At 68.6% G+C, this 4,148-nt stretch carries 3 protein-coding genes; all 3 read left to right on the forward strand.

Features of this window, described 5'->3' with window-relative positions; translation table 11 throughout:
* Positions 1 to 391: 391 nt before the first annotated feature.
* Positions 392 to 898, forward strand: coding sequence for an SAV_6107 family HEPN domain-containing protein (locus AC5LSR_RS16570; protein ID WP_250291962.1), 507 nt, complete (start codon positions 392 to 394; stop codon positions 896 to 898).
* A 1,061-nt stretch (positions 899 to 1,959) separates the two neighbouring features.
* The gene (locus AC5LSR_RS16575) at positions 1,960 to 2,724 is read left to right on the forward strand and encodes a methyltransferase domain-containing protein (RefSeq protein WP_250284294.1); all 765 of its coding nucleotides are present in this window, start codon (positions 1,960 to 1,962) and stop codon (positions 2,722 to 2,724) included.
* A gap of 753 nt (positions 2,725 to 3,477) precedes the next feature.
* On the forward strand, positions 3,478 to 3,873 hold the full coding sequence (locus tag AC5LSR_RS16580) for an SCO2097 family morphological protein (RefSeq protein ID WP_250284292.1): 396 nt from the start codon (positions 3,478 to 3,480) through the stop codon (positions 3,871 to 3,873).
* Positions 3,874 to 4,148: the final 275 nt, after the last annotated feature.

The following is a 4,148-nucleotide window of genomic DNA, read 5'->3' on the forward strand; positions in this document are numbered from 1 at the left end:
GCCGGCCCGGCCGCCGGCCTTGTCCGGCCCATGTCGCGCTGGTCCGGCCGTGGCTTCCGACGATGTGGCGGTTCAGCCCACCGACGGTTCACCGCTGACAGCGATCCACTGCTGACAACGTGATAGCGGCCACCCGGTGGCGGCCACGACACCGCTTTCGGGGCACTCCCAGCCGTGCTCTCCGGCAACGTTGACGGTTCCGAGTGGGTGAGGTTTACTACTCCAGTAAGTCGAACATGTGTTCGACTTACTGGAGTAGGCCGTCGTGGCCTTGCCTACGACGACCAGAGCAGCTCGTCGTAGGCAAGGCCGTCATGCGAATAGCTGTCGCGCGAAAGATCGTCATGTGGATGAGCCACGTAGTGATGTCGTCGTATCGGAGGGAGCGGTCATGAGTCGGCAGGCCGTAGATCGACAGTCTCGAATCCAGGTCCCCCTCGCGGGGCTGCCTCGTCGTTCCCGCGACGAGCTGCTCATGGCCGCGCATCACGGCCTTGACGAAGCGAGCTTCGCCCGGGCTCCCGGGCAGCGGTACGCCCTGGCGCACCTGGCGGCGCTGCGGGCCGCCGCCGCTGTTCTCGTGGAACGGGCCCGGCCCCGCCACGGTCACCGTGGCCGGCCCGTCAGCGTCTGGCAGCTGCTGACACGAGTGGCACCCGAGCTGGCGGAGTGGGCACAGTTCTTCGCGGCCGGCGCGGCCAGGAGGACGGCCGCAGAGGCGGGCCTGTCCGTGGTCGGCGCCCGGGATGCCGACGACCTGCTCCGGCAGGCGGAGACGTTCCTCGCGGTGGTGGAGACCACGTTGGGCCTGCCGTCCCAGCCGGCGCTGACGGCCACGATCGTCAGCTGTGCCCCGCTTGTCGGCGTCACCCGCACGCCGGCGAAGGCAGGGGTGTGAACAGGACGAATACAGACAGCGCGGGCCGGGATGTGAAGCCGCACGCACACCGGGCACGGCCGGGGCACGGGTTCACCCCGCGTCCCGTGGACGGGCGGATTCTGTGGCTGCGGAGGCGGTGGCCCTCCCGCTGGCCGGTCGCGGCTCCTGAGCGGGCGGATTCTGGCCGCTGGAGAGACGCCTCCCGTTGTCGGGGGATCCTGGTTCTGGTCCGTCGGGGATCCCGGATGTCCGTCTACGTGCGGACGGAGGCTTCTGGCCGTCGGTTGTCGTGGGAGCCGTGTAGATCGTTTTGCGTATCGTAGATCAAACACTCACTATCGGTGACCGTTGGTGAGCGTCTTGATTATGACGGTAGGTCATTCGGATGGATTCAGTCATTGTTGGGGATGCCGCGCGATCGACAGCTGAAGGGTTGATCGGGGGGCTGAAGGCGGAAAAAGCGCGGGTTTTCCGCTCCTTCGGAGGTCATGGTTTCCGGACCGCCGACGGGGCGGTGCCACCGGACGCGCCTGTGGGGATCCAGGCGGTCACGGGACGAGCCCGGCGACGGCCGCCGGGCTGGGTGCTGCAGCTGATCGGTCTGTCTCTGGGCGGTCTCGTGGCCGGCATCGCCATCGGTTTCCGGCTACCGGCATGAGATTTCCGGCCACCGGTACGCGGGATGTGAGAGCGCAAGAGATGTACATGGAAGATGCGTACAGGAAACGCACGTGAGAGATGCGCCGATGCGTGAAGGGCGAGGGGGATGAGCCCGAGGGGGATGAGCCCGAGGGGGATGAGCCCGAGGGGGATGAGCCCGAGCGAATTGTAGCCACCCTGGCGCTTGGTCGCCCCGGTAGCGGTCGTTCGACGCCGGTCATCCAGTGCCGTCCCGCCAGCGTTGATCACGGTGCTGATCGTCATGGCGTCGGTCATCTCACCCTGACGTCGATCACCCCGGCGTCGATCACCCCATTGCGAGGTTCGCGGGAACCCGCCAGCGGGCATGGCCCGGGAAGGTCCAGGTCCCCGGGTCGCCTCGGGCTTCAAGGCCGCCGGGTCGCCGAGGGAGGTACGGCATGACCGTCAGAAGTCGTCCGGTGACATGGGGGGATCTGCGCCAGGCCGTGGTCTGGCGGGGGCTGTTGGACGCGCTGGCCACGGTGACGCCGCGAGCGGGCGACACGCTCGACGTGGTGGACGCGGGCGGCGGCAGCGGCGGGTTCGCGGTGCCGCTTGCCGAGCGCGGGCACCGGGTGACCGTGGTGGATCCCAGTCCGGACGCGCTCGCCTCTCTCGACCACCGGGCGGCGGAGCACGGGGTCAGGCATCTCGTGACAGCGCGTCAGGGAGATCTTTCCGTCCTGCCGGAGATCATCGGAGTGGGCCGTTCGGACGTGCTGTTGTGCCACACCGTGCTGGAGGTGGTGGACGAGCCGGTCACCGCGCTGACGGCAGCGGTGGCAGCCCTGCGTCCAGGTGGGCTGCTCAGCGTCGTTGCCGCCAACCGGGCGGCTGTCGTCCTCGCCCGTGCGCTCGCCGGCAGGCTCGCCGAGGCACAGCATGCGCTGACCGATCCCGGTGGGCGTTGTAGCGGCTCTGACCGGGCGCGCCGTTTCGATGGGGACGCGCTGGTGCGCATGGTAAGTGACGCCGGAGCCGATGTGATCGCGGTCCACGGGGTGCGGGTGTTCGCCGATCTGGTGCCCACGGCCGCCGTGGACGCGGATCCGTCCGCGGCGGAGCGGCTGCTCCAGTTGGAGATCGCCGCATCCTCCCGGGCGCCCTTCCGGGATCTCGCCGCCCACCTGCACGTCCTGGCTCACCGCCGGGACAACCGATGACACGACCGGACAGCACGGCCCAACGGCACAACCAGACAACACGGTCGGGCAGCGTGATCGGGCAGCACGATCAGACGGCATGACCAGATGGCATGACTGTGTGTGGCGGATGCTCGACTGCGCTCTCGTGGGCTCACAGGGCCGGTTGATGACGGGATGGGCTGGCGAGGGGCTGATGCGAGACCGACAGGAGGCTGGTGCCAGGGCGGACCGGAACGATCGTGATCAGGCGGGCGCACGGTGCAAGCGGTGCGGTACGCACGGGAGTGGCTGTCGAGCGCGTCCGGCATCCCTCGGATGCGGCTTTCCCGCGACGCCGTGGCCAGAAGCCATGGCCAGAAGGGCGTGGCAGGACGGAGGAGGGCTTCCGGCGCGGCAGTGACGAGGGCTTCCAGCGAGACGGCGGGACGGAGGAGGGCTTCCTGCGAGACGGCAGGACGGTGAGAGCTTCCGGCGCGGCAGAACAGTCAGAACAGTGAGGGCTTCCCCATGGCGACGGGGCGATTACACGCCGATCGTCCAGGGTGGGAGTGGGCCGGCTCCACCTGGGCCCGGGATGAGGGCTTCCCCACGGAAGCGGAACCGATCATACCGTGTGGCATGGGCCTTCGCACCTGCGGGGAGGAGCCAGAGCAGCAGGAAGCGATCGGTCTGTCTCGGCATGGTTGGTTGCCTACCGCCCATGCCCGGTCGTGCCTATTCTTGGGTGTCAGGTTCCGTCTGCCGGACCTGCCGGCCGTGGGAGGAGCGTCGATGCCGCTCTCGGAAAATGAGCAGCGCCTGCTTGATCAGATCGAGCGCGCCCTCGTCGAGGACGATCCCAAGTTCGCGAGCACGGTCCGCTCGACGAACCCTCGCACCTATCTCATGCGCAGGGTCCGCCGAAGCCTCCTCCTGTTCGTGGTGGGGCTGGTCGTCCTGCTCGTGGGAGTCGTTCTCAACCGGACACCGCTGATCGTGGTCCTTGGTGTGCTTGGTTTCGCCACGATGCTGTTCGCGGCGTCCCGGGGTGCTGCCGATCTTCGCCGGATCAGCGGTCGGGGCGGGGAGGCCAGCAGCCGCCGTCCGGCGGCCCCCCGCCGTCGGACCCGCCCCCCGTTCACCGAGCGGATCGAGGAACGGTGGCGCCGCCGATGGGATGAGCGTTGACCGGCAGGAGCCGTCGCCAGCCGATGAGATGATCAGTAGGCGGGATGGCCGTCGACCAGTAACGACCAAGTTGTGGTAGCGGTCGTTGACCGCGGGCCGGCGACCGCCGTCAGCCGGCAGTCAGCATGAACAACCGGTTTATGCGCTCGGCGGTCATGCGCCCGGCGTTCGCACCCTGTCCCGCTGCGTGTTCTGACTGTGTTGCCTGTTCCGAGCGTGCTGGCTGCGTTGGCCGTTCCGGCTGTTCCGGCTGTTCCGGCCGTTCTGGCCGTTCC

This window comes from Protofrankia sp. CiP1_Cm_nod4, assembly GCF_982290645.1.